The organism is Microbulbifer sp. Q7, from assembly GCF_001639145.1.
GTDB lineage: Bacteria > Pseudomonadota > Gammaproteobacteria > Pseudomonadales > Cellvibrionaceae > Microbulbifer.
In genome coordinates, this window is the sequence record NZ_LROY01000002.1 from 415,377 (window position 1) to 437,568 (window position 22,192).

A 22,192-nucleotide genomic window follows, 5' to 3' on the forward strand; every position below is an offset into this window, starting at 1 on the left:
GGCGGCGCAACGGTAGCAAACCATGCATAAGGATGTGAGCCCTTGATCAGCGCGACCTTTATTCGCCGGCCACGGTTTGCGCTGGTGATCTCTATTCTGATTACGCTGGCGGGAATTCTATCGCTGCCACTGTTACCCGTTGCACAATTTCCCGATATTACCCCGCCAACGGTGGTGGTGAGTGCCAGCTATCCCGGCGCCAGTGCGGAAGTTATGCGCGATAGTGTAGCGGTGCCGATCGAGTCACAGGTGAACGGGGTAGAGGGCATGCAGTATATGTCGTCGACCAGCAGTAACGACGGCACCTACAGCCTGACCGTGACGTTTGAAAGTGGCTATGACGGGGATATCGCACAGGTTAACGTACAGAATCGGGTGCAGCAGGCCGCATCGAGCCTGCCACCGGAAGTGACACGCAGTGGTGTCACCGTGCAGAAAAAATCCAACACCATTTTGCTGGTGGTCAATCTGCTGTCGGCCGATGACCAGTTCGACACTTTGTTTCTCTCCAACTACGCGGAAATTTTTATCAAGGACGAGCTGGCCCGAATTGCCGGTGTCAGCGATGTGCAGATCATGGGCGCCCAGAATTACGCCATGCGCCTGTGGCTGAATCCGGACAAAATGGCCGCGCTGGATGTGACCGCCAACGACGTCATCGCCGCAGTACAGGCGCAGAATCTGCAAGTGGCGGCGGGAAAAATCGGTGCCCCGCCCATCCGCAAGGAGCAACAGTTCCAGTACAGTATTCTGTCGCGCGGTCGCCTGGAGGATGTCAAAGAGTTCGAGAATATCAGCCTGCGCGCCAAGCCCACCGGTGGCATGGTGCGCATGAAAGATATCGCACGGGTGGAGCTGGGCAGTGCCAGTTACAGTGCCTACGGTGAGCTGGATGGCAAACCCTCCGCGGTGATCGCGGTGTATCAACTGCCGGATGCCAATGCCATGGATGTGGCAAAAAACATTGGCAAGAGAATCGAGGAGCTCTCCGCCCGCTTTCCGGAGGGGCTGGAGGCGCAGATTCTCTACGACACCACCACTTTTGTGAGCGCATCGCTGAAAGAAGTCGTGCAAACACTGGTGATTGCCCTGTTGCTGGTGATCGTGGTGGTGTTCCTGTTTTTACAGGACTGGCGCGCGACCTTGATTCCCGCCATTGCGATTCCCGTTTCGCTGGTGGGCACCTTTGCGCTGATGTATGTGGCGGGGATGACAATCAACACGGTCACCCTGTTTGCGTTGATCCTGGCCATCGGCATTGTGGTCGACGATGCGATCATTGTGGTGGAAAACACACAACGGCTACTGAGTGATGGTCTGGCCCCCAGAGAGGCCGCGATGCAGTCCATGCGTGAAGTGACCGGCCCGGTGATTGCAACCACCGCAGTGCTGTTTTCGGTGTTTGTGCCAGTGATGTTGATGCCCGGGCTGACCGGGAAAATGTATCAGCAGTTTGCCTTGACCATTGCCATGGCGGTGTTTATTTCCAGCGTGAATGCCCTGACATTGAGCCCGGCCCTGAGTGCCATCCTGCTGCGTCCCGCCCGTTCTGATGGGGGTGAAGCGGGTGAAAAACGGTCGGGAGTGTTCGGTGTCTTCAATCGCATCCTGCACCGTTCCACCCATGTATATTCGGGTGTTGTGCGCTTTAGCGTACGTCGCCCGTTAATTGGGCTCCTCTCGATTGCCGGTATCTGTGCCCTGTGCGCCTGGCTGTTTTCCGCGGTGCCCACGGGCTTTATTCCCGATGAGGACCAGGGTTTCTTCATGATGAATGTGCAGTTGCCGGATGGTGCCTCACTGGAGAGAACCGCACCGGTGGTCAGCCAGTTGAGTGAGAATATCCGCGAGCTCCCGGGGGTTGCCCATGTGATGGCCGTGCCTGGATTCAATCTGTTGTCGAATAGCCTGACTTCCAACTCGGCCTTCATGATCGTCACACTGCACCCCTGGGACGAGCGCGACACACCGGCGCTAAACCAGTTTGCGATTCTCCGCCAGGTCCAGCAGCTGGGTGCGGCGGTGCCGGAGGCTCAGGTCCAGGTTTTCCCGGTGCCCGCATTGCCGGGGCTGGGTACGATTGGCGGATTTGAGTATGTGCTGGAGGATTTGCAGGGGCGGGAAATTCAGGAGCTGGCCGGGGTGCTGTACGGCTTGCTCGGGGCAGCCAATGAGCGCCCGGAAATCGCGCAGGCATTTACCACCTATCAGGCGGCTTCTCCCCAGCTGGAGTTGCAGGTAGATAAAGACAAGGCGCACATCCTGGGACTGAGGCTGTCCGATGTCTATCTCACTTTACAGACCTATTTGGGCAGCTACTACATCAACGACTTCAACCGCTTCGGCAAGGTGTTCCAGGTGCTGGCGCAGGCGGATGCGGAGTATCGGGATAGCGAGGAAGACCTGAGTGGTTTCTTTGTGCGCGCCAATAGCGGCCGCCTGGTGCCCGTGAGTTCGGTGGCGCAGGTGGAGCCTGTGGTGGCGCCACAGACGGTGCAGCGTTACAACCTGTACAACAGTATCACGGTCAATGGCAACGCGGCGCCGGGATTCTCCAGCGGCGAGGCCATGCGGGCCATGGAAGCGTTAGGCGCGCAGTTGCCGGAGGGCTACGGTTACGAATGGACGGGAGCCAGCCTGGAGGAGATCAGTGCCGGCAGTCTCGCCCCGATTCTATTTAGCCTGGCGATCCTGTTTGCCTTCCTGTTTCTGGTGGCGCAATACGAGAGCTGGACGATTCCCATTGCGGTGCTGCTGGCGATTCCCGTGGCGATTGCCGGTGGTTTGCTGGCCTGTTTCCTGACCGGGAGTGTCAGTGATCTCTATACCCAGATCGGCCTGGTGCTGCTGATCGCCATGTCGACAAAGACCGCCATTCTGATCGTGGAGTTCGCAGTGTTGCAGCGCGACAGTGGTGCCTCGATTGAAGAGGCCGCGGTGCAGGCCACGCACTTGCGATTCCGCGCGGTATTGATGACGGCGATGTCGTTTGTGCTGGGTATTTTTCCGCTGGTGGTGGCCACCGGTGCCGGCGCTGCCAGCCGGGTTTCTCTGGGACTCGTGGTGTTTGGTGGCATGCTTGCTGCAAGTATTTTCTCCACCTTTCTGGTGCCCGTTTATTACTCATTGGTGCAATCCATGCGCGAGAAGGTAAAAGGGGGCAAGCCGCCTGCTGCCGTGGGTGGCGGTGATGGCCCGGCAGAATCAAAAACACAACCTGAATCCTGAAGGAGATGAGGGTATAGTGAAACAGGTACGGTAGTCTGGAGGCCGGGCTTGAATAACCATCCCGAATAACCATGCTGGAAATCATTGAAAGCAAATTCACTGCAGTAAAAGATGAACTGCTGGCAAAAGTGCCCAACGGGCCCAGTCTGCATGGTCATGCAGCGGTGTTGCTGGCGCTGACGGATGAGCCAGACCCGCAAGTCATTCTTACCCTGCGCTCGCAGCAGTTGTCGAGTCATTCCGGTGAAGTCTCTCTACCCGGCGGGCGCTGGGATGAGACCGACCCCTCCCTGGAATTTACCGCCCTGCGTGAAACCCACGAAGAAATCGGCTTGCCCGCAGATCAGGTGCGCGTGCTGGGCCCCCTGTGGACACGCACCACCCGCTGGCAGGTGGAAGTGACGCCGTGGCTGGGGATCGTGCCCCCGGATGCGCCCCTGACGCCCAACCCCGGTGAGCTGGATGCTATTTTTCGCGTGCCACTGGCGTGGTTCTTTGATGATCCGCGTATACGCACCGACCGTATTACCATCGACCAGCGCCGTATCTATCTGCCGGCCTACGAGTATGAAGGCTTCGAGATCTGGGGCTTTACCGCCGGGGTGCTGACGGAGTTTCTGGTGCGCGTGCTGGATGTGCCCATAGGCCGCCGGGATGATGTGCCTGTTAGAGCCCTCAGCTAAATTAGAGCCCTCAGCTGATTAGAGCCCTCAGCTAAATGAGAGCCCACAGCTAAATCCAGATACAGCCCTCCGCTAGAACCTTGCCAAATCCGATGGTGCTGGTCCGGTATACTGCGCACCTGATTTGTCGAGATGCAACATGCCCAGACCCAAGTCCGCCGTCGCCCTCGAAGATGTCCACTGGGGTGCACTGAAAACCCTGTTTCCCTATCTGCTGGAATTCAAGCGTCCGGTATTATTGGCGCTGCTGTGCCTGGTGGGTGCCAAGGCCGCCAGTGTCGGCCTGCCTTTTCTGCTCAAATATATCGTCGATGACCTGGACCAGGCGGGCGGCGCGGCGGCGGCTGTTGCGCTGCCGCTGGGGTTGTTGCTGGCCTATGGTTTCGTCCGTTTTTCCTCGGTACTGTTTGGTGAGCTGCGCGATACCATTTTTGGCCGGGTGACCGAACGCGCCCAGCGACGTGTAGGGCTCGAGGTGTTCCAGCACTTGCACCGCCTGGATCTGGATTACCACCTCAATCGCCGCACCGGCGGGTTGTCGCGGGATATCGAACGCGGTAATTCCGGCATCGGATTTCTGATGCGGTTTATGGTGTTCAACATTGTGCCTACGCTGGTGGAAATCGTGATGGTGGCGGGCTTGTTGTGGTGGAACTACAACGCTGGCTTTGCGCTGCTGGTACTGGGTGCGGTGGTGGTCTATATCGGTTTCTCAGTGGTGGCCACCGAGTGGCGCACGCGCTATGTACGTGAGCTCAATCAGGCCGAATCCGAGAGCAGTAGCCGGGCCGTGGACAGCCTGCTGAATTATGAAACCGTCAAGTACTTTGGCAATGAACGGTACGAGGCGCAGCACTACGATCGCGAGCTGGCCACCTGGGAGCAGGCGCGGCGCAAGAACCGCCTGTCGCTCTTCGGTTTGAACGCCGGCCAGACGTTTATCATCGCCGCCGCCCTGTGCGGTGCGATGGTGATGGCCGCCGTCAATGTCACCCGCGGCAGCATGACCATTGGTGATTTCGTGCTGATCAACGCCATCATGATGCAGATTTTTATTCCACTGAATTTTCTCGGTTTCGTCTACCGGGAAATGAAGGGGGCGCTGGCAAATATCGAAAAAATGTTCTCCATCCTCGATGTGAAACCGGCGATCGAAGATGCCGAAGGTGCCCCCGGACTTGGTATCGAACAGGGGGCGATCGAGTTCCGCGACGTGCACTTTGGCTACAGCGCCGACCGCGAGGTGCTCAAAGGGGTGAGCTTTACCGTGCGGCCGCGGCAAAAGGTAGCCATCGTGGGGGCCAGTGGTGCCGGCAAGTCCACGCTGTTCAAGCTGCTGTTTCGGTTCTATGACGTGACCAGTGGCAGTATCCGTGTGGACGGGCAGGATGTCCGTGCGGTGAGCCAGGACTCCCTGCGTGCCACCATTGGTGTGGTGCCCCAGGATACCGTGCTGTTCAATCAGTCGATTCTGGAAAACGTGCGCTATGGCCGCGTCGATGCCAGCGACGAGGCGGTGCGCGCGGCGATCCGTCACGCGCAGCTGGATGACTTTATCGCGCAACTGCCGGAGGGGGTGCATACCACCGTCGGGGAGCGCGGCCTGAAGCTTTCCGGCGGCGAAAAGCAGCGTGTGGCCATCGCCCGTGCAATTTTGAAGCATCCTCCCATCATGGTGTTTGACGAGGCTACCTCCAGCCTGGACAGCCACTCCGAGCAGGGCATTCTGCATGCGCTGCAGGAAATTTCCCGGGAGCAGACCACCCTGGTGATCGCGCATCGCCTGTCTACGGTGGTGGATGCCGACTGTATTCTGGTAATGGATCAGGGACGTATCGTGGAGCAGGGCAGTCACGGGGATCTGATCGCCGCCGGCGGCCGCTATGCGGAAATGTGGCGAATACAACAACAAGAGCGAGCGCGAGAATCGGGGCACAGCGGGGCGCGGCTGACTTCCTGACGTCGGGTCTATGCAATACGTGGCGCAACTTGTTTCTTTCGCAGGCATTCGCGCCACGTAAATTCCTTTGATTGCGCATAATGGCAGAGGAAAATCCGGCACCGGGCCAGCAGCCGGCATCGTCTGGACATCTTTAGAGCCCACAATTAATGTTGCTCGCACGAATCAATAAATCTACAGGCAGGAACCTGAATGAAAACTGCACTATTCGCGGCATCCGCCCTGGCACTCGCCATTATGGCGGGCTGCTCTTCTGACGAAAAATCCACCGCCAAGCCGGAAACCGCGGCTCCAGCGGAGCATTCGGCGCAGCAGGCGGCCGATACCGCACAGCCAGCCACAGGCCCTCAGGCTGGTGGAATCGCCAAGGGTGTGGATCCCTCCCGGTTCAATATTTATGCGCCGGTCGAATTGAATGCAGACCTGTCTTCTCTCTCCGACAACCAGCGCCAGATGATCGGCAAGCTGATTGACGCCAGTAAAATCATGGACCAGCTGTTCTGGCTGCAATCCTACGGCCCCGCACAGGAGTTGCTGAGCGGTATCGACGATAGCGCCGCGCGTAAATTTGCTGATATCAATTACGGCCCCTGGGATCGGTTGAACGATAACAAGCCGTTTATTGAAGGCTATGGCGACAAGCCGCTGGGCGCCGAGTTTTATCCGGAAGACATGACCAAGCAGGAATTTGAAGCCTGGAATCAGCCCGGGAAAGAAGGGCTCTACTCCCTGGTGCGCCGTGACAGTAACGGCAAGCTGGAACTGGTGCCTTACCACCAGGCCTACAAGACCGAGCTGGAAAAGGCTTCCGCCCTGCTGCGCGAGGCCTCCGAGCTGGCCGAGGATCCGGGTTTCGCCGGCTACCTGAAGCTGCGTGCCGATGCGCTGTTAGACGATCAGTTCCGCGAAAGCGACATGGCCTGGATGGACATGAAGGACAACCGCATCGACGTGGTGATCGGCCCGATTGAAAATTACGAAGACCAGCTGTTCGCCTATCGCACCGCCTACGAGTCCTATGTTCTGCTGAAAGACATGGCGTGGAGTGAAAAGCTGTCCAAGTTCGCCGCCTTCCTGCCGGAACTGCAGCGCGGCCTGCCGGTGGACGACAAGTACAAGGCGGAAACTCCCGGAACCGATTCCGACCTGAATGCCTACGATGTGCTGTATTACGCAGGCCACAGTAATGCCGGCTCAAAAACCATCGCCATCAACCTGCCGAACGACGAAGAAGTGCAGCTGAAGAAAGGCACCCGCCGCCTGCAGCTGAAAAACGCCATGCGCGCAAAGTTCGACCAGATCCTGGTGCCCATCAGCGGTGTACTGATCGCCGAGGACCAGCGCAAGCACATCACGTTCGACGCCTTCTTCGGCAATACCATGTTCCACGAAGTGGCCCACGGCCTTGGTATCAAGAAAACCGTCACTGACGGGGCCAATGTGCGCCAGGCGCTGAAAGAAACGTCCTCCGCGCTGGAAGAGGGCAAGGCGGATATCCTCGGCCTGTACATGATCACCAAGCTGCACGAAAAAGGTGAGATTGAAGAAGGTGAGCTGATGGACAACTACGTGACCTTCCTCGCTGGTATTTTCCGCAGCGTACGCTTCGGCGCCGCCAGCGCCCACGGCAAGGCGAACATGATGCGTTTCAACTTCTTCCAGCAGGAAGGCGCGTTCTCCCGCGACGAAGCCACCGGCCAGTACAGTGTGGACTTCGACAAAATGCAGGCGGCCATGACCAAGCTGTCCAACCTGATCCTGACTATTCAGGGGGACGGCGATTACAAGAAATCCAAAGATCTGCTGGACAATATGGGTGTGGTTGGTAGCGAGCTGCAGGCCGATCTGGATCGCCTGAAAGACGCCAGCATTCCGGTGGATGTGACCTTTATCCAGGGCAAGGAAGTGCTGGGGATCAAGTAGCCCCCGAAACGCGAGTATCTCTAAAGCGGGCCAATGGCCCGCTTTTTTGTGTCAGCGACGCTCCGGTGGCGCACTGCCAGTTCCGAATCTGACTAGTGAGGCCTTCGCGTATCTCATACACTCGCTGGCATGAAACCTTCTACTGACTACTCCCCTGATCATCCCTGCGGCTCTTCCGGCGATTCTTCCGGTGAGCCTTGTGGCGGCGAGGTGCATGCGCGCCCGGATACTGAACGCTGCCGCCGCGCGCGCCTGTCCCGCGACCGGCGCTTCGATGGCCATTTCTACACCGCGGTAAAAACCACCCGCATTTTCTGCCGACCGATCTGCCCGGCGCGTCCGCCGCTGGAGAAAAATGTTGAGTACTTCGCGACGGCTGCGGAGGCGGCTGCGGCGGGTTATCGTCCGTGCCTGCGCTGTCGCCCCGACGCCGCGCCGGGCAGCCCCGCCTGGGGCCTGGTTTCCACCACCGTGCAGCGCGCGCTCAAGCTGATGCGCGCGGAGCGCGAGGCCCATTCCATCGAGCAACTGGCGGAACGCCTCGGCATCAGCAGCCGCTATTTGCGCAAACTGTTTGCCGAGCATATCGGTCTGAGCCCGCTGCAGGTGTGGCAGACCGAGCGGGCACTGTTCGCCTTTGGCCTGCTGCGCGACACCCGCCTGCCGGTGGCGGATATTGCATTTGCCGCAGGATTTAGCAGCCTGCGCCGTTTCAATGGTGTGTTCAAATCCATTTATCGGCGCACGCCCTCGCAGGTGCGGCGCGCGCCGGCTGCCCCCTCAGGCAGGGCGGAGGCGGCGACGCCCATCCAGATGACGCTGAGCTATCGTCCTCCATTTGACTGGCCGGCACTGCTGGCCTTTTTTGCTGCGCGAACCCTGCCGGGGGTGGAGCAGGTGATACCCGCGGACGACCCGGAGCAGGGCGAATACCGACGCAGCTTCCAGCTGCACGGTCAGCGCGGGCTGTTGCGTGTGACCCATGAGCCCGCTAAAGGGTGGTTGCGCGTACGTGTGTATGGCGATGGCTGCGGTGCCGTACTGTATCCGTTGCGGGAGAAGCTTCGGCGGCTGTTCGACCTGGATGCCGACACGGAGGAAATTGCTGCGCATCTGCGCACGGACCCGTTACTGGCGCAGATGCTGGCAGTGAACCTGGGGGTGCGCCTGCCCGGGGCCTGGGATCCGTTCGAGTACACGCTGCGGGCGATTCTCGGCCAGCAGATCTCGGTGGCGGCGGCGACTACCATTGCCGGGCGCGTGGCGCGCCGCTACGGTGAGACCTTCGCCGGGCCGGAAGGGGAGCTGCTGCTGTTCCCCACCGCAGAACAGCTCCGCGATGCGGACTTCGCCGAAATCGGGGTTACCCGGAGCCGTGCGCAAACCCTGCGGACCTTCGTCGCGGCCACGTTGAACGGTGAGATCGACTTTGACGAGCCGGATCTCGAGGCCTTCTGCGCACAGATGACCGCGTTGCCCGGTATCGGCGACTGGACCGCCCAGTACACCGCCATGCGCGGCCTGTCCATGCCCGATGCCTTTCCCGCGTCTGATCTCGGGATTCTGATCGCTCTCGGAGATCGAGGGGGCGAGCAGCAACGAAAGGCGACACCCAAACAGGCCCTGGCGCGGGCGGAGTCCTGGCGCCCCTGGCGGGCCTATGGGGCACTGCTGCTGTGGCAGTCGCTTAAACTGACGTCCGCAACGGGGGCATCAACATGATCCATTACGAAATCTATCCGAGCCCGTTTGGGGAGCTGGGCATCGCGGCGAGCGAGGCCGGGCTGGTGGGGATTGACCTGCAGGCCGGCCAGCGGCCGCTGCCGGTAAAACCGGGCTGGCAGCGCGGGGGCAGTGATCTGACGGCGGCGGCTGCAGCGCAGTTGCGGGCCTATTTTGCGGGTGAACGGCAATCCTTCGACCTGCCGCTGGCTGCCGCCGGGACGCCGTTTCAGCAGTCGGTGTGGCGGGCGCTGTGCGCGATTCCCTTTGGTGAAACCCGCAGTTACCGGGCGCTGGCGGAGGCCATCGGTAACCCCAGGGCGGTGCGCGCGGTGGCCCGCGCCAATGGCGCTAACCCGCTGTCTATCGTGGTGCCCTGTCATCGGGTGATCGGGGCGGACGGCACGCTGACGGGCTATGCCGGCGGGCTGGAGATGAAGGCGCGTTTGCTGGCGTTGGAGGGGGTGCTGATCGGCTGAAAATGCCCGGCGAGTCACGGTGTTGCGGGGTGGTATTCGCGCCCATTGGGCTGGATAATGGCCGGCTGATTTTCATGGGCTTTTCCTTGACCAAGTCCGCGCGCAACACCCTGAGGGGGAGACCAGATGCTGTACAGATTGGGCGATAAACAGCCGCAGCTCGAAGGTGAGGGCCACTATGTGGCGCCGGGTGCCCGGGTGATTGGCAATGTGCTGATGAAGCCCCACAGTTCGGTGTGGTTCAACGCGGTGATCCGCGGGGACAACGATCTGATCACGATTGGTGAGCGGGCGAACATTCAGGATGGCTCTGTGTTGCATACGGATCCGGGTGTGCCGCTGACGGTGGGCACTGGGGTGACGGTGGGGCACAAGGTGACGCTGCACGGGTGCCAGATTGGTGACTATTCGCTGGTGGGTATGAATGCGGTGGTGCTGAATGGGGCCAAGATCGGCAAGTGCTGCATTATCGGGGCGAATGCGCTGGTGACGGAGAATGCGGAGATTCCGGATTATTCGCTGGTGCTGGGCAGTCCGGGTAAGGTGGTGAAGTCGCTGGATGCGTCGATGTTTGAGTTGTTGAAGGCCAGTAGTGATATCTATGTGGCTAACGGTAGGCGGTTTGCGGAAGAGCTGGTTGAGGTTTAGCCCATGACCGAGAGCGATTGGAGCAAGGTGAAAGATCAGGAGCCGGAGGCTGAGTTCGAGTTTCCGGTGAAGTCGCCTTGTGTTTCCGTTTGTGCGCTGAATCGCGATGATATCTGTGAGGGGTGTTTTCGCTCCGGGACTGAGATCAGTCAGTGGGGGCGGATGTCTAATGCTCAGAAAAAGCAGGTGTTGATTTTGTGCCATGAGCGGGCGGTGGAAATGAAGCGGGTTTGGTGGTCGGACTGACCGTTTGTGGTCTGTTTTTTCGGCCCTCTGGCGGCGGATCAGCGGGTACGAGTTTTCAGGACCGAGCTAGGCGCCCCCCTGGGAACCCATCCCTGGGCGCTGCGGCGCAAACATCCTGTTTGCGACGCTCCTGAAAACTCGTACCCGCTGCTCCGCCTTCGCTTCGGCTACAGTACTCCGTCAGAAATTATTGGGCACCAGGTTGCGATGAGTTGCCTGGGCTTACGAAGCAAAAAATTACCAGAATTGCACTAAGCATCGAGGGGCGGTAAGCCCTTCCGGGACCTTCGCCGACAGGGATGTCGGCGCAGAGCTACATGGATGTACTCGCCGCGTGTCCCGGAAGGGCTTACCGCCCCTCGGTGCGTACCCGGATTAGAGCTCAAAACAAAAGAGCCCCGGAACCAAACCAAATAGAAAAAATATGACCCAACCCTTCGTACATTTAAGAATCCACACCGAATATTCCCTGATCGATGGCCTGGTGCGCATCAAGCCGTTGGTGGCCCGTGTGGCCGAGCTGGAAATGCCGGCGGTGGCGATTACGGATCAGACGAATTTCTATGGCCAGGTGAAGTTTTATAAGGGCTGTATGGGTGCCGGCATCAAGCCGATTACCGGTGCAGATTTCTGGCTGAAGGAAGGTGGTGAGGAGCAGCCGACGCTGCTGACGCTGTATGCGATGAACACCACCGGCTACCGCAATATTACCGAGCTGATTTCCCGCGCGTGGATGGAAGGCCAGTACCACGGGCATGCTTTTGTGGAGCGCGAGTGGATCGAGCAGGCGTCGGAAGGCGTGCTGATGCTCTCTGGCGCCAAGTACGGGGATGTGGGGCGTGCGCTGATTGCGGGGCGGAACTCGCAGGCGGAGACGCTGGCGCAGGAATGGGAGCGGATTTTCCCGGGGCGTTATTATCTGGAATTGCAGCGCACCGGTCGACCGGGGGATGAGGCGTATTTGCATGCGGCGGTGGGGCTTGCGGGCAGGCTGAATCTGCCGGTGGTGGCGACCAACGATGTGCGCTTCCTTGAGGACAGCGAGTTCGAGGCCCACGAGGTGCGGGTGTGTATCCGCGAGGGCCGTGCGCTGGATGATCCGCGTCGCGAGCGCCGTTATTCTTCCGAGCAGTATCTGCGCACCCCGGAGGAAATGCAGGCGCTGTTTGCGGATATTCCGGAAGCGCTGCAAAACACGGTGGAGATTGCGCGCCGCTGTTCCGCGCCGATTCAGCTGGGCAAATATTTCCTGCCCCAGTTTCCCATCCCCGACGGCATGACGGAGAACGAGTTCTTCGAAAAGATTTCCTTCGATGGTCTCTACGAGCGCCTGGAGTTTATTCTCGACAAGAGTGCCCCGGATTACGAAGCGCGCAAAAAAGAGTACGAAGACCGCCTGCGCTTCGAGCTGGATATCGTGATCCAGATGGGATTCCCCGGTTACTTCCTGATCGTGATGGACTTTATCCAGTGGGCCAAGGATCACAATATCCCGGTGGGCCCGGGGCGGGGTTCTGGTGCGGGCTCGCTGATTGCCTACTCGCAGAAAATTACCGATCTCGATCCGCTGCAATACGACCTGCTGTTTGAGCGATTCCTGAACCCGGAACGTGTTTCCATGCCCGACTTCGACGTCGACTTCTGCATGGAAAAACGCGATCGCGTGATCAGTTACGTGGCGGATAACTACGGTCGCGACGCGGTAAGCCAGATCATCACCTTCGGTACCATGGCCGCCAAGGCGGTGGTGCGCGATGTGGCGCGGGTGCAGGGCAAGTCTTACGGCCTTGCCGACAAGCTCTCCAAGATGATCCCGCCGGACCCCGGCATGACCCTGCAGAAGGCCTTCGAGCAGGAAGAAGTGCTGCGTGAGTTCCTCGAGAACGATGAGGAAGGGCAGGAAATCTGGGAGATGGCGCTGCAGCTTGAGGGCGTGGCGCGGAACGTGGGCAAGCACGCCGGTGGTGTGGTAATCGCCCCCACCAAGCTGACCGACTTTGCGCCGCTCTACTGCGACGAGACCGGTGCCGGCCTGGTGACCCAGTTCGATAAGAACGACGTGGAAGACGCGGGTCTGGTGAAGTTCGACTTCCTCGGTCTGCGTACCCTGACCATCATCGACTGGGCCAAGGCGATGGTGGACGAGCAGCGCGCGCGGGAGGGCAAGGAGCCTCTGGTGATCGAGGCGCTGCCGCTGGACGATGAAGAAACCTTCAAAATGATCAAGCGGGCCGAGACCACCGCGGTGTTCCAGCTGGAATCCCGCGGTATGAAGGACCTGATCAAACGCCTGCAGCCGGACAACCTCGAGGACATGATCGCCCTGGTGGCCCTGTTCCGCCCTGGCCCACTGCAGTCGGGCATGGTGGACGACTTCATCAACCGGAAGCACGGCCGTGCGCAGGTGGCCTACCCGGATGCCAAGTACCAGCACGAGAAACTCAAGCCGATCCTGGAGCCCACCTACGGGGTAATTGTTTACCAGGAACAGGTGATGCAGATTGCCCAGGAACTGGCGGGCTATACCCTCGGTGGTGCGGACATGTTGCGCCGGGCCATGGGTAAGAAAAAGCCGGAGGAGATGGCCAAGCAGCGTGCGACCTTTGAGGAGGGTGCGAAGGAGCAGGGGGTAGACCCGGATCTGGCGATCAAGATCTTTGACCTGGTGGAAAAATTCGCCGGTTACGGCTTCAACAAATCCCACTCTGCCGCCTACGCTCTGGTCTCTTACCAGACGGCCTGGCTGAAGGCCCACTACCCTGCGCAGTTTATGGCCGCCACCATGTCGTCGGACATGGACAAGACCGACAAGGTGGTGACCTTTATCGAAGAGTGTCGGGCCATGAAGCTCGACCTGGTGCCACCGGATGTGAACCTGGGTACCTACCAGTTCTCCGTGCCGGTCTCCGAGAACGGGGAAAACCGCATCATCTACGGTCTCGGTGCGATCAAGGGGCTGGGTGAGGGACCCATCGACAACATTATTGCCGAGCGTGAGCAGAATGGGCCCTTTACGGATCTGTTCGATTTCTGTTCCCGCATCGACCCGCGCAAGGTGAACAAGCGCGCGCTGGAAGCGCTGGTGCGTTCCGGTGCACTGGACAGCATCGGTCCGGATACCAACAGTGCCGATGGGCTGGATTATTCCCGTGCGGTGCTGTTCAACGCGCTGGATGAGGCGGTGAAGTCTGCAGAGCAGCAGAGCAAGAACGACAGCGCCGGCATGATGGACCTGTTTGGCGAGGTGGTGCGCTCGGCGTCTGACGGCGATGTGTACGAGGATTTCCGCAACGCCCGCCCGTGGAGTATTCGCGAGCGTCTCGAAGGCGAGAAAAATACCCTCGGTCTGTACCTCACCGGCCATCCCATCGATGAATACGAAGATGAATTGAAGCATCTGGTGAAGGCGCGCATCGCCGACCTGAAGCCGGGCCGCGACAACCAGAAAGTGGCCGGGCTTTGTGTGGGCATGCGCGTGATGAAGACCAAGCGTGGCGATTCGATGGCGATCGTGACCCTGGATGACCGCAGTGCGCGCATCGAGGCGGCGGTGTTCAGTGAGGCGTTTGGTGAGCACCGGGAGAAGCTGGTGAAGGATGCGCTGCTGGTGCTGGAGGGTTCTATCTCCCACGACGATTACAGTGGCGGCCTGAAGATGAGCGTGAACAGTGTGTCCACGCTGGATGACCTGCGCAGTGGCAGTGTGATCGGGGTGACCCTGAAGATCGACAGTGCCCAGGCGCTGCCCAAGATGGGCCAGCGCCTGGGTGCCTGCCTGCGGCCTTATGTGGGTGGCAGCTGTCCGGTGCTGGTGGAAGTGGAACGCAGCGATGCCCGCGGGACTTTCCGCCTGGGCGAAGAGTGGAAAGTGGAGCCAAATGACCAGCTGATCCAGTCCCTGCGGGAGGTCGTCGGCCGGGAGCGGGTACAGCTCAACTACAATCAACGGCAGTGAATATGAGCGGCACATTGGAGCGGTCTGCTTAGCCCCGGGCGCCGCGGTGCCGGTACGAGTATTCCGAATCGCTGTGAATACGTCCCTGTACGCTCCGGCGGCGACGTCCTGTCGCCGACGGTTCGGAATACTCGCACCGGCACCACGCCTTCAATTTTGACCTCTTTGGTGGTCGGCGAAGAGAGAAGTGAACCCATGCACTCGACTGAATGGTCCTATCCCGGTAAGCTAGCCGCCATTTTCAGTAGACGAGGCCTGTTTGCGACTGTTCGGGGTGGTTTAGTCGCATTTTCCAACATTTGGCAGGCCCACAGAATTATCAAGGCGCGAATTAAATGAACTTCAGTTTTCTCGAGTTTGAACAGCCAATTGCGGAACTGGAAAGCAAGATCAAGGAACTGCAGCATGTAGGGGACGACAACGACCTCAACATCGCTGAAGAGATCACCCGCCTGCGGGAAAAGAGCGAGAAGCTCACCGAGTCCCTGTATTCCGACCTCTCTCCGTGGCAGATCGTGCAGGTGGCCCGCCACCCGCAGCGCCCGTACGCGAAGGATTACATCGAACGTATTTTCACCGATTGGGATGAGCTGCATGGCGATCGCCACTTCGGTGACGACCAGGCGATTATCGCCGGTATCGGTCGCCTCGAAGGCCGTCCGGTGGCGGTGATCGGTGAGGAGAAGGGCCGCACGGTCAACGAGAAGGTGAAGCGCAATTTTGGTATGCCGAAGCCGGAAGGTTACCGCAAGGCCCAGCGCATCATGGAGATGGCCGAGCGTTTCAAAATGCCGGTGCTGACGCTGATTGACACTCCGGGGGCCTATCCGGGTATCGACAGTGAGGAGCGCGGTATCTCCGAGGCCATCGCCAAGAACCTGGCGGTGATGTCGCGCCTGCGCACGCCGATTATCTGCACCGTGATTGGTGAGGGTTCTTCCGGTGGTGCACTGGCGATTGGTGTGGGCGACCAGCTGAACATGCTGCAGTACTCCACCTACTTTGTGATTTCCCCGGAAGGTTGCGCCAACATTATCTGGAAAACTGTGGAGAAGGCGCCGCTGGCGGCCGAGGCCATGGGGGTGACTTCCAGTGTGCTGGAGGAGCTGGGTATTGTGGACGAGACGCTGCCAGAGCCGCTGGGCGGCGCGCACCGCGATCCGGACCTGATGGCCGCGCGTCTGCGCGATCGACTGTCTGAGCAGCTGGACAAGCTGACCGCGGTTCCGATCGACGAGCTGCTGGAGAAGCGTTACCAGCGTTTGATGAGCTACGGTAACGTCGCCGGCTAATTTCCTTAGCGAGCGTTACTCAAAAACGGCGTCAACTTCGGTTGCCGCCGTTTTTTTTGCGCTTGCTTCTGCTCCCGCCAATCTTGTTTACAGGCGCAGAATGTCCCGGTAGCCGGCAACCCGTACCTGGAAGGGGGTGTTGTCCTGCAGGTAGAGACGCTGGCAATCGGCCGCGTCCGGCTCGCCGTGCACCAGTTGAATCTGGGTACCCGCCTCCAGTGCAGACTGCAACAGCCACTCGCCCAGCTCCACATAGTCCGCGTGGGCGGATAGCCCTTCCAGCATTTCGATCTGCGCCTTGCAGGTTATGTATTCCCCGTGAATCTTTACGTTTCGTGAACCGGCCAGCAGGCGGGCACCGCGGGTGCCGCCCGCCTGGTAGCCGGCGAATAACACGGTGGTTCGATGGTCGGGTAGCAAGCGCTTCATGTGGTGCAGTATGCGGCCGCCGCTGGCCATGCCGCTGCCGGCGATGATGATGTGGGGATACTGGATGTTCTCCAGAGCCTTGGACTGGTCCACGCTGCGGGTGTAGCGGATGCCGCTGCACATGAAGGTACAGTTTGCGGTACTGAGGCGGTGCTGGTCCGGGTAGCGGGCATAGATTCCCGAGGCGTCGATGGCCATGGGGCTGTCGAGGAAAATGGGGACTTTGGGAATCCGCTGTTCTCGCATCAGGTTCAGCAGTAGGAATTGCAGGGTTTGCGCCCGTCCCACGGCAAAACTCGGAATCAGTAACACTCCGCCGCGGCCGAGGGTGTTGTTGACGACCTCGGCCAGTTGTTGCGCGTGGTCAATCTGCGGGTGACGCCGGTCCCCATAGGTGGATTCCAGCAGCAGGAGGTCCAGAGCGGGCAGAGGCCGCGGCGAATGCATGATGAGATCGTGCGGGCGCCCCACATCACCGGAAAATCCTACCCGTTTGCCATCCGCTTCGAGAATGACACTGCCCGCACCCAGAATGTGCCCCGCCGGCTGGATATGCAGGGTGGCGCTGCCAATTCGGATTTTTTCGTCGAAGGCCACTGGCTGGAACAGCTCCAGGCACCGCTCTGCAGTGTCGCCGTTGTACAGGGGCACGGGGTGGGCGTGCTTGCCGAGTTTGTGGCGCTGGTAGAAGCGGGCGTCTTCTTCTTGGATATGTCCGGCATCCGGCAGAAGAATCGAGCAGAGATCGGCGGTGGCGTGGTGGCAGTAGACCGGGCCGCGATATCCCTGCTGGTAGAGCCGCGGAATATAACCGGAATGATCCAGGTGGGCGTGGGTGAGGACGATCCCCTTGAGATGGCGGTAGTCGAACAGGGGCGCTTCCCAGTTGCGCTCGCGCAACCATTTGTAGCCCTGGAACATGCCGCAATCCACCAGAAACTGCGTTTTACCCTCATCCACACTGATCAGAAATTTCGAGCCGGTAACCGTGCCGGTGCCGCCAAGGAACGTGATATTCATCGGTAGGATTTTCTCCATTGGCCAGTGTTGCTGCGCGTGCGTGGCGATAGGCGCTTCTCAAAGGTTATCCGCTTGCGGCGCTTTCCTATCGATTACCGTCCCTGTCGCCATCTCGGTTGCCCTCGGTTATCGCCGGTGTATTTGCGGGCGCAACGTCAAACAGGTCCCGGTTTTGATGGTAGTACTCCCGCGCGTAGGCCAGCTCCCCCGGCGTCTGTGCCAGCAGTGTTGCCAGTGCCTGGCCCGCGCGGATGGTGTCCCCCACCTTGACCTGCAGGCGCAGTCCGGCTTCCGGGGACGAGGGGGCGCCGGCAACTTTGGCCAGGTGTGCCAGGCGCCGGTTGTCCATACCGCGCAGGTGTCCATCCCATGTGCTGCGCAGCTCGATATGGTGGCTGGCGGTTGGGATTTCGCGGAGGCCGCCTTGGGCTTCGCAGATATTCAGGAACTGCTGCAGAGCCTCGCCTGATTCCAGCAAGTCCCGGGCATTTCGGTACGCCTGCGCGTCACTGGTTTCATCCGCCATACATAACAGTTGTGCCGCAAGAAACAGCGCGCGCTCCTTCAGGTCCGCCGGGGCGTGTTGCTCGTTGTGCAACACACTCAGCACATCGCGCGCCTCCTCGGCGGGGCCGATGCCCCAGCCAACCGCCTGGCTGCCATCGGATTGTACACAGCGAACCTCGACCCCGAGGTTGCCGGCCACTGCATGAAACAGGGATTCGAGATCTGCCGCCTGTTGCGGGGTGCGTAATTTCGCGGTGGGACCCACGGGCATGTCAATCAGGATGTGGGTGGAACCGGCGGCCATTTTCTTGGAAAGCACCGAGGCGACAAGCTGTCCCTCACTGTCCAGGTCCAGGGCGCGCTCGATGCGAATCAAAAGGTCATCGGTTGGGCTCAGCCCGACTTCGCCCCCAGCGGCGAGGCAGGCCCCGGTACGGGTGATCACGTTGCGCAACTGTGCCAGCGGCAGGTCGACGTTGGTCAGTACCTCCATGGTGTCGGCGGTGCCCGCCGGTGAGGTGATGGCGCGAGAGGAGGTTTTGGGAATGACGAGGCCCGCGGCACTGACGATGGCCACCACAATCGGCGTCGTGCGGTTACCAGGCAGGCCGCCGATGCAGTGCTTGTCGAACACACGTGTGTACTCGGGCCAGTGCAGTCGGTTGCCGTTGTTGATCATGGCGGTGGTCAGCGCAGTGGTTTCGGCGGCATCGAGGCGTCCGCCGGCGCAGGCGGTCAGGAAACTGGCGACTTCGATATCCGAATAGCGGCGTTGGCCGATGTCTCCGATGATGCTGCTGATTTCCAGGGTATTGAGCCGGTGACCATAGATTTTCTTGCGTAGGGCGCTCAGTGAGGGCACCGGCGGGGCGTGGTGAACATGAACCACCGAGTGTTTATCCAGCCCGAGGAATTCCCAGGCGCTGTCGGAAAAACCGATATAGCCCTGGGGCAGAATCGTTTCACTCACCGTGTTGAGAGTCGCAATCAGCGTGCGCTGGCCGGCGCTGATTTGCAGTCGGGTGTTTGCCGTGTAGCCCTCGGCACGGCATATGGCGCAGTCCTTGCGCATGAAGACAATGGGTTCCTCATGGGTGTCGATTCCCATGCTGTAGGCAGTGAGTGGCAGCGCCCGGGCCATAGTGTGATCCCTGATCTCCCAACGGTGCGACCGGGGGGACAGTCCCGGCGGAAATATAGTGTAGGTGTTTCCGGCGGATGCGGGTGCGGCGGGGCACTATGCCGTCGGCGGCGCAGGCGGCGCAGGCGGCGCAGGCGGCGCAGGCGGTGTCCGGCGGGATGAGCTCGGGCCACGCCCGATGTCCCCAAATGACCAGTACAGGGCCCGTGACTACTGGGTTGGATGCTGTCCTTGCGGCTAGACTGGCGATCGCTCAAAAACCGTTCGAATCCGCGTTTCGTTGAACGTATCGCAAATTCGACCAGCCCGAAAGTAAACACTGTTCAAAGCGTGGGGGGAGTCCTTGGCGGAGTTGGGTTCGCTGTTAAGCCTGATGCCAGACCAGAGCCCCGGCCTTGCCCTCGGCCTGTTGCTCGCCGTGTGTGTCCTCAGTGCGTTTATCTCCGCGGTAACCGGCGGTGCCGGCGGTATACTGATGTTTGCCGCCCTTAATGTGGTCATCCCGCTGCGCGCCCTGGTGCCGATTCACGGCGCCGTACAGCTGCTGAATAACCTCGCGCGTATTGCGTATGTGCGTGAGCATATCCGCTGGGACCAGTGCATTCCGTTCTTTATCGGCTGTACCCTGGGCTCCGCCGCCATGACCCTTGGCCTGGCTAATCTGGACTGGCAGCAACTGCCACTCGTGTTGTTGGCGGTTCTGATTTTATACACCGTATTCAAGCCCAAGAAACTCCCGGAAATCCGCCTCAAACCGCGCAGCTTTTTCTGGGTGGGTATCGCCACAGGAACTCTGGGTATCGTTGCAGGGGCCGTAGATCCACTATTGGCTGCTTTCTTTGTGCGCAAAGATATGACGCCAAAGGAAATCGTCGCGAACAAGTCCGTGATGCAGGCGTGGTGTCACGCACTGAAGGTGCCCGCATTTATTTACCTTGGCTTCGCGTTTTCCGAGCATCTGGGATTGATATTGCTGTTGACCGTAGCCGCGGTCGTCGGTACCCGCATCGGTATCGCACTACTGAATCGAATCAATAGCGAAGTCTTTTTCAATCTTATGCGTGCGGCACTTTTGATTGCCGGCGCGCGCATTATCTACCAATTAGTTGCCCCCGCAATTTAAGCAGAATAGAAAGTAGGTACATACCATGGCCGACTACCAGATTATTAATCCATTTAATGGCGAGCAGATCGAAGCCTATGACTTTCACACCAAAGCCCAGGTGGAAGCGGCCATCCAAAATCTGGTTGCTGGACGTAAAATCCAGCAGGCGACCCCTGCGTTCGAGCGCTCCAATATCCTGATGAGGCTCGCCCAGCTCATCCTGGAGCGCAAGGAAGACCTGGCTCGCCTGATCACCGAAGAGACGGGCAAAACCATCAGTGACAGTCACGTAGAAATCGACCGCGCCTACAACACCGCACTGGCCAGCGCCATCGAAGCGCGCAACATGAATGGCGAAGCCCTCGACTCCGATGCCTTCCCGCCCATGCGCGAAAAAATCGGCATAGTCCTATGGAAGCCGCTGGGCACGGTTTTGTGTATTACCCCATTCAACTTCCCAATTAACATCGCGGTACACAAAATCGGCCCAGCGTTTGCCGCCGGCAACACCATCCTGTTTAAACCCGGCCCACAAAACAAACGCTCGGCTGAATTATTGGTCGAACTCTGCCACGCCGCAGGCATGGACAAATCCGTAGTGCAAATGCTGATTCCGGACATCGAAGCCACCAGCTACGCCGTCTCCCACCGGGAAATCCAGGCCATCAACTTCACCGGCGGCACCGCCGCCGCCAATGCCATCGCGCGGAACGCCGGCTACAAAAAAATGCTGTTCGAACTCGGTGGCAACGACCCGCTCATCGTCATGCCCGACGCCGACCTCGATGCCGCAGTAACGGCCACCATCAACCAACGTTTTGCCACCGCCGGCCAGCGCTGTACCGCGGCGAAGCGCCTGTTTGTACACACTGCCGTGTTTGACGCCTTTGCCGAAAAACTCGTGGCCGCTACCGCCAGACTCAAAGTCGGCGACCCGACGCAAGACGACACCTTCGTCGGTCCCCTGATCCACACCGCCGCTGCCGACGAGGTGGCAGGGCGCATCGAATCTGCCGTACAGGGTGGAGCAAACGTGCTTTACGGCGACAAACGTGAAGGAAATATTCTCTGGCCAACCATCCTCGACAACGTCGCCGACGACGCCGAACTGGTCGCGGAAGAAACCTTTGGCCCCGTGGTGCCGCTGCGCAAGTTCGACGACGAAGCAGAACTGGTTTCCCTGATCAATAACTCTCCCTTTGGCCTGCAGGCCGGCGTATTTACCCAGAACCTTGCCCTCGCCAAACGTCTCTACAATCAGTTGGATGTAGGCCTGCTCGCCGTCAACGACGGCCCCGGCTTCCGCGCGGAACATTTCCCGTTCGGCGGGGTAAAGGAAAGTGGTGTCGGTAGGGAAGGGGTGCGCTACGCCATTCGTGAAATGAGTTACCAGAAAACACTGGTGATCTAATCGCTACGAAGTACACAGCCAGAAGATAAGGCCGGGTGCTGGGTGGAAGGTTTCAGGAGCGTCGGCGACAGGACGTCGCCGCCGCAGCGCCCAGGGATGGGTTGAAGGGGGGCGCCTAGCTCGGTCCTGAAACCTTTCACCCGGTGCCCGGCCGCCACCGTAAGACCTACGAAGTATTCACTACCACAGAACCAGGCTAACGCCAAAATATCCCAGAGACTTGTCCCGCCGGTCACATTGCTACTATACTCCGCTCCAACTTGTCGGAGTGCCTTCGGGCTGAGATCGCTGTTGCGAGATCCGTTGAACCTGATCGGGGTAACCCCCGCGTAGGGAACAAGATCTGAAATCGCTATTTTTCGTACGTTGAATTTTTGCGTCCGAAACCCGCTCTCCCCACCTGTACCCCGGCAATCCACTCACGGATACCATCCAAGGAACGT

Annotated in this window: 14 protein-coding genes and 1 riboswitch; of the genes, 12 read left to right on the forward strand and 2 right to left on the reverse strand. The window is 59.8% G+C overall.

Going from position 1 to position 22,192, the window contains the following annotated elements; genetic code table 11:
• Nucleotides 1–42 precede the first annotated feature (42 nt).
• The 10 genes from AU182_RS07475 to AU182_RS07520 all read left to right on the forward strand — a co-directional run bounded on the left by AU182_RS07475 (nt 43) and on the right by AU182_RS07520 (nt 16,136).
• Nucleotides 43–3,228: an efflux RND transporter permease subunit gene (locus AU182_RS07475; protein ID WP_066963103.1), complete on the forward strand. Its 3,186-nt coding sequence runs from the start codon at nt 43–45 to the stop codon at nt 3,226–3,228.
• A 71-nt stretch (nt 3,229–3,299) separates the two neighbouring features.
• A complete protein-coding gene (locus tag AU182_RS07480; RefSeq protein ID WP_066963106.1) occupies nt 3,300–3,911 on the forward strand; it encodes a CoA pyrophosphatase in 612 nt (203 codons plus the stop codon).
• 139 nt (nt 3,912–4,050) lie between these two features.
• A complete protein-coding gene (locus AU182_RS07485; RefSeq protein WP_066963108.1) occupies nt 4,051–5,871 on the forward strand; it encodes an ABC transporter ATP-binding protein/permease in 1,821 nt (606 codons plus the stop codon).
• 192 nt (nt 5,872–6,063) lie between these two features.
• Nucleotides 6,064–7,794: a Zn-dependent hydrolase gene (locus tag AU182_RS07490; protein ID WP_066963112.1), complete on the forward strand. Its 1,731-nt coding sequence runs from the start codon at nt 6,064–6,066 to the stop codon at nt 7,792–7,794.
• A 129-nt stretch (nt 7,795–7,923) separates the two neighbouring features.
• Nucleotides 7,924–9,516: a DNA-3-methyladenine glycosylase 2 family protein gene (locus AU182_RS07495; RefSeq protein ID WP_082859291.1), complete on the forward strand. Its 1,593-nt coding sequence runs from the start codon at nt 7,924–7,926 to the stop codon at nt 9,514–9,516.
• The gene (locus AU182_RS07500) at nt 9,513–9,995 is read left to right on the forward strand and encodes a methylated-DNA--[protein]-cysteine S-methyltransferase (RefSeq protein WP_066963117.1); all 483 of its coding nucleotides are present in this window, start codon (nt 9,513–9,515) and stop codon (nt 9,993–9,995) included. The genes AU182_RS07495 and AU182_RS07500 overlap by 4 nt, the downstream gene beginning before the upstream one ends.
• A 126-nt stretch (nt 9,996–10,121) precedes the next feature.
• The gene (locus AU182_RS07505) at nt 10,122–10,643 is read left to right on the forward strand and encodes a gamma carbonic anhydrase family protein (RefSeq protein WP_066963120.1); all 522 of its coding nucleotides are present in this window, start codon (nt 10,122–10,124) and stop codon (nt 10,641–10,643) included.
• A gap of 3 nt (nt 10,644–10,646) precedes the next feature.
• Nucleotides 10,647–10,889 carry a DUF1289 domain-containing protein gene (locus AU182_RS07510; RefSeq protein ID WP_066963123.1) on the forward strand — a complete coding sequence of 81 codons (243 nt, stop codon included), beginning with the start codon at nt 10,647–10,649 and terminating at the stop codon, nt 10,887–10,889.
• Nucleotides 10,890–11,313: 424 nt separating this feature from the next.
• The gene (gene dnaE / locus AU182_RS07515; protein WP_066963126.1) at nt 11,314–14,844 is read left to right on the forward strand and encodes a DNA polymerase III subunit alpha; all 3,531 of its coding nucleotides are present in this window, start codon (nt 11,314–11,316) and stop codon (nt 14,842–14,844) included.
• A gap of 335 nt (nt 14,845–15,179) precedes the next feature.
• Entirely contained in the window at nt 15,180–16,136 is a 957-nt protein-coding gene (locus tag AU182_RS07520) for an acetyl-CoA carboxylase carboxyltransferase subunit alpha (protein ID WP_066963129.1), read from the forward strand.
• An 87-nt stretch (nt 16,137–16,223) separates the two neighbouring features.
• On the opposite strand, the gene AU182_RS07525 is transcribed toward AU182_RS07520, so the two are convergent.
• Complete coding sequence (locus AU182_RS07525; protein ID WP_066967689.1) at nt 16,224–17,585, reverse strand: MBL fold metallo-hydrolase; 1,362 nt, start codon at nt 17,583–17,585, stop codon at nt 16,224–16,226.
• A gap of 85 nt (nt 17,586–17,670) precedes the next feature.
• On the reverse strand, nt 17,671–19,233 hold the full coding sequence (locus AU182_RS07530) for a thymidine phosphorylase family protein (protein ID WP_066963132.1): 1,563 nt from the start codon (nt 19,231–19,233) through the stop codon (nt 17,671–17,673).
• Between the two features lie 343 nt (nt 19,234–19,576).
• Here AU182_RS07530 and AU182_RS07540 point away from each other — a divergent pair, with 343 nt between their 5' ends.
• Both AU182_RS07540 and AU182_RS07545 read left to right on the forward strand, forming a co-directional pair.
• Nucleotides 19,577–20,356 (forward strand): sulfite exporter TauE/SafE family protein, encoded by a 780-nt coding sequence (locus AU182_RS07540; RefSeq protein ID WP_153039173.1) that lies wholly within the window; start codon nt 19,577–19,579, stop codon nt 20,354–20,356.
• 25 nt (nt 20,357–20,381) lie between these two features.
• Nucleotides 20,382–21,749: an aldehyde dehydrogenase family protein gene (locus tag AU182_RS07545; protein ID WP_066963142.1), complete on the forward strand. Its 1,368-nt coding sequence runs from the start codon at nt 20,382–20,384 to the stop codon at nt 21,747–21,749.
• A 254-nt stretch (nt 21,750–22,003) separates the two neighbouring features.
• Nucleotides 22,004–22,102: riboswitch (TPP riboswitch) on the forward strand.
• Nucleotides 22,103–22,192: the final 90 nt, after the last annotated feature.

Bases quoted from the DNA above. Each gene is read 5' to 3' on its own strand.
- AU182_RS07520 (WP_066963129.1), top strand. From the start codon at position 15,180: ATGAACTTCAGTTTTCTCGAGTTTGAACAGCCAATTGCGGAACTGGAA.
- AU182_RS07500 (WP_066963117.1), top strand. From the start codon at position 9,513: ATGATCCATTACGAAATCTATCCGAGCCCGTTTGGGGAGCTGGGCATC.
- AU182_RS07545 (WP_066963142.1), top strand. From the start codon at position 20,382: ATGGCCGACTACCAGATTATTAATCCATTTAATGGCGAGCAGATCGAA.
- AU182_RS07530 (WP_066963132.1), bottom strand. From the start codon at position 19,233: ATGGCCCGGGCGCTGCCACTCACTGCCTACAGCATGGGAATCGACACC.
- AU182_RS07485 (WP_066963108.1), top strand. From the start codon at position 4,051: ATGCCCAGACCCAAGTCCGCCGTCGCCCTCGAAGATGTCCACTGGGGT.
- AU182_RS07505 (WP_066963120.1), top strand. From the start codon at position 10,122: ATGCTGTACAGATTGGGCGATAAACAGCCGCAGCTCGAAGGTGAGGGC.
- AU182_RS07490 (WP_066963112.1), top strand. From the start codon at position 6,064: ATGAAAACTGCACTATTCGCGGCATCCGCCCTGGCACTCGCCATTATG.
- AU182_RS07525 (WP_066967689.1), bottom strand. From the start codon at position 17,585: ATGAATATCACGTTCCTTGGCGGCACCGGCACGGTTACCGGCTCGAAA.
- dnaE (WP_066963126.1), top strand. From the start codon at position 11,314: ATGACCCAACCCTTCGTACATTTAAGAATCCACACCGAATATTCCCTG.
- AU182_RS07510 (WP_066963123.1), top strand. From the start codon at position 10,647: ATGACCGAGAGCGATTGGAGCAAGGTGAAAGATCAGGAGCCGGAGGCT.
- AU182_RS07480 (WP_066963106.1), top strand. From the start codon at position 3,300: ATGCTGGAAATCATTGAAAGCAAATTCACTGCAGTAAAAGATGAACTG.
- AU182_RS07495 (WP_082859291.1), top strand. From the start codon at position 7,924: ATGAAACCTTCTACTGACTACTCCCCTGATCATCCCTGCGGCTCTTCC.